This is a genomic window from Vibrio sp. V42_P2S4T144 (assembly GCF_009904715.1).
Classification (GTDB): domain Bacteria; phylum Pseudomonadota; class Gammaproteobacteria; order Enterobacterales; family Vibrionaceae; genus Vibrio; species Vibrio alginolyticus.
Genome location: NZ_WXWS01000379.1, coordinates 2,886 through 6,295 on the forward strand (window position 1 = coordinate 2,886; position 3,410 = coordinate 6,295).

3 protein-coding genes and 1 pseudogene are annotated in these 3,410 nt (G+C 42.7%); 3 read left to right on the forward strand and 1 reads right to left on the reverse strand.

The window, feature by feature from the left end; translation table 11 throughout:
• Positions 1 to 673: pseudogene (locus tag CAG68_RS12855) on the forward strand (organoarsenical effux MFS transporter ArsJ); the annotation flags it as partial.
• Between the two features lie 283 nt (positions 674 to 956).
• Complete coding sequence (locus CAG68_RS12860) at positions 957 to 1,970, forward strand: acyltransferase (protein ID WP_054729568.1); 1,014 nt, start codon at positions 957 to 959, stop codon at positions 1,968 to 1,970.
• Here the strand turns inward: CAG68_RS12860 and CAG68_RS12865 are convergent.
• Entirely contained in the window at positions 1,967 to 2,296 is a 330-nt protein-coding gene (locus CAG68_RS12865; protein WP_054729565.1) for a DUF2500 domain-containing protein, read from the reverse strand. The two genes, CAG68_RS12860 and CAG68_RS12865, sit on opposite strands and share 4 nt — an antisense overlap.
• A gap of 328 nt (positions 2,297 to 2,624) precedes the next feature.
• Between CAG68_RS12865 and CAG68_RS12870 the strand changes: the two genes are divergently transcribed.
• Positions 2,625 to 2,993, forward strand: a complete 369-nt coding sequence (locus CAG68_RS12870; protein ID WP_005378717.1) for a hypothetical protein — start codon at positions 2,625 to 2,627, stop codon at positions 2,991 to 2,993.
• Positions 2,994 to 3,410: the final 417 nt, after the last annotated feature.

Here is a 3,410-nt window from a genome sequence, read left to right on the forward strand (position 1 = left end):
AGTGTTTGTTTGCAGCATGATCTGGCTAGAAGCGGACATGGGTAAAGCAAAGAGTAAACCTAAGTTTCGCCAAATATTCTCCAAGTCTGAATCGATAAACATTTTATCCGCAGCACGCATGTTCTTGTTTGGTGCTCGTGATGTGTGGTTTGTCGTTGCTCTGCCTATTTATCTTGGTAGCGTGTTTGGCTGGGATCACTTGTGGGTTGGTAGCTTTCTCGCAGCGTGGGTCATTGCTTATGGGTTTGTGCAAGGCTTTGCGCCGCGTATTACTGGCAAAGCGCAAGGTCGTGTGCCTGATGGTAGTGCAGCATTGGTGTGGGCAGGAATCCTAGCGTTAATTACGGCTGGTATTGCTTATGGTGTGCAAATCGGTTGGCAGCCTGAATTGGTGATTGTGGTAGGTTTGATGATTTTTGGCGCTGTGTTTGCCATTAACTCTTCGCTGCACTCGTACTTGATAGTGAGCTACGCTAAAGGCGATGGCGTCTCGTTGGATGTCGGTTTTTACTACATGGCCAATGCGATGGGACGTTTGATTGGCACGGTATTATCGGGTTGGATCTACCAAGAGGCTGGTCTTGCAGCGTGCTTATGGGTTTCTTTTGCTTTCTTGGCACTGACGACGCTGATTTCAATTAAGTTGCCAAAAGCTAATGTTGCTACTGCGTAACTACCCCCAGTATCGCTATCTGTAGATGGTATAAATGGCTCCAAATCGGAGCCATTTTTGTTTCTTATGCGCCGTTTGCTGTAATCAGATTGTGTCGGTTTGGCATCGAGAGTGAATACTGATGCTTGGTTTTTGGTTCTCGTTAAGTGATTAGAGTGGTGATGAAATCCCCGTTGTAGGTCATTGTTGAGTTAAAAATAAGCAAAAACAGATTGTTAACTATTTCACTGGTTGAGATTTACCCTATGCTATAAACGATAAGCGACTCAAAGTAGGGAAAGGTATGAGAGAAAGGGTTCTGTTTTTTGATTTATTGCGCTGCTTCGCAGCGGTAGCAGTGATCGCCATTCACGTCTTGGCACCGTATCGAAATGAGTTAGGAGTGATTCCATTTGACCAATGGCTGACAGCGGTAGGCGTGAATAGCGTAACCCGCTGGGCAGTGCCAGTTTTTATTTTGATCACCGGAGCGCTAATGCTCAGTGACACTCGACCATTTGACGGTAAGTATTATATCAAAAGGCGTTTGGGCAAAGTTTTAGTTCCATTTCTTATTTGGTCGATGTTTTATGCATACCTTTCAGGTTGGACTTCTCAAGGCTTTGATTTTGAAACCGTAAAAGAGGTATTAAGCAATAGCCCATTCCACGCAACGTATTACCATCTCGGCTTTTTCTATTACTTTATACCACTGTATTTTGTGATTCCGCTGTTTCAATGGATGGTACGCAACGTGGATGACAACGTCTTGTATACCTATCTCGCATTTTGGCTTTTCACCAGCACACTGTTCTTGTTCAAGATTGATGGCCCTTGGAGTAATCAGATGTGGCTTTATATGGGTTACCTTCCACTGGGGTATGTTTTATTTCAAAAGGTACCTTTGAATCGCTCTATGGTGACCTTATATGTTGGGCTAGGACTCGTGGCGTTGGCAGTGACCTTTACGATGGTTGTGACAAATAGCTTAGAGGCGGAGAAGTATACGGTTGGGCGCTGGCTCTCTTATAAAACACTGAATGTGATTCTAGCAGCTTCGATGATTTTTATGATCGGGCGTTACTTTGGTGAAGGCTTATCACCAAAAGTACAAAAAGTGGTAAGTGTGATCAGTCAGCACAGCTTGGGGATTTACTTACTTCACCCTATTTTCTTATGGCCGATGAAAGAGTTCGGTTGGTACACAGGACATCCTGCGTGGGTGATTCCAGTCTGGATCGTTCTAAGTGGAGCTGGAGCCTTGGCGATGAGCTATCTCTTTTCTCGTTCTGCCAAGACTCGTTGGTTACTGCCTTAACGTTTGATAGCGAAGTGAAGGAACTTGTTGCCGCGATAGGTCAGTGTTCCCTTATCTCCAGGTTTGAGTGCATGGTAGTAATGCACTCCAATTTGGAATTCACGCTTTGGACCGATAGAACCACGTTGAACGTAAATCCAATACTCTTGATCGTCTTGACCTGGTGGTGCGTTTGGTATGTCTATCGCTTGTTTATCTAAAACCGTTACCTGCGCGCTTTGCTCTGGAGCGTCTTCGCCCACATAGTGCTTACTATAAAAACGGAAAAACACCCACGCGCCCAAGGCAATAAGGGCGAATAGGGCGACAATAAGTGAGATTGGCATATTAACCTCCAATGTTGTATCGGGTCCCATTCTACAGAACTCGCTGACGAAACGATGAGTTGAGGTAACTTATTCATAATCTAATGAAAGGGACATGAATTTTATTCGGCGCACTTCACGGTTTATCTCAATGGGGACGCGATGAAATCGTTGCTTCATCTGCAAGCTACGTCACTAAAGCTGAACTAAGCAGCTTTCACTTGTCTGGCTATATGCGCTCAAGGGCACAAATTGAAAGTAAAATTGCACTTAACGGCTCGAAAAAGCTCTAAATTTATAGAAGAATAAAAATAATGAACATAGGAAGGGTCTGGTAAGGAGGGTTACGATGTCAGATATTGAAAAAGTAGTCATGCGTACCCGAACGATCGAAAAACTTTTGCGTACTCAGTACCATGCAGAAGGGAAAGGGTTGCACCAACTTATTAATAGTTGTGAAGAACGTTTACCGCATGACGTGATAGCAAAGCTTCGATTCATCGCAACCGTGCGTAACAAAGTGGTGCACGAAGACGATTACAAGCTGGATGATCGTAAAGGCTTTATGGCGGCATGTGATGCTTGTGAAAAAGAGCTGACACCAAGAAGCTCTCGCTTTATTTGGCGTACAGCAATTTTGCTAATGACGTTGATTACGTTGGCCGCTCTTGGTTTCTACTATATGCACTGGGATATTTTGTCTAAGCACATTCAGTAGAGCTATACAGATAAATAAAAAAGGACGCATTTGCGTCCTTTTTTATTTTAAATCATTTGGTTAGTACATCATTGGCAGTGTCATTAAACCCACAACCACTGCAATCATAACCAGCCCTTGTTTTTGAGAAGATGAAATCATAACACTACCCCTTAATCTTTGATGAACTCGATGAATTTAATATAGCACTGTTTTTGGGGTTTGATCAACATATGCTCGTTAATCTTTTCAAAAACCACACTTAACTTGTCTGGTTTTACGTGATTCTGACTAATGAAACTATGTTTTTTGTGCTGTATTTAAAGTGTTCACATTGTTTTATTTCTATCCTTTTTTGTTTTAAGTGTATGATTTTATAATGTTAAATGGTTTGTGATGTTGGCTTTGTAATTGTTTTTTGTTTCGAATGGTATGTTG

Bases quoted from the DNA above. Each gene is read 5' to 3' on its own strand.
- CAG68_RS12860 (WP_054729568.1), top strand. From the start codon at position 957: ATGAGAGAAAGGGTTCTGTTTTTTGATTTATTGCGCTGCTTCGCAGCG.
- CAG68_RS12865 (WP_054729565.1), bottom strand. From the start codon at position 2,296: ATGCCAATCTCACTTATTGTCGCCCTATTCGCCCTTATTGCCTTGGGC.
- CAG68_RS12870 (WP_005378717.1), top strand. From the start codon at position 2,625: ATGTCAGATATTGAAAAAGTAGTCATGCGTACCCGAACGATCGAAAAA.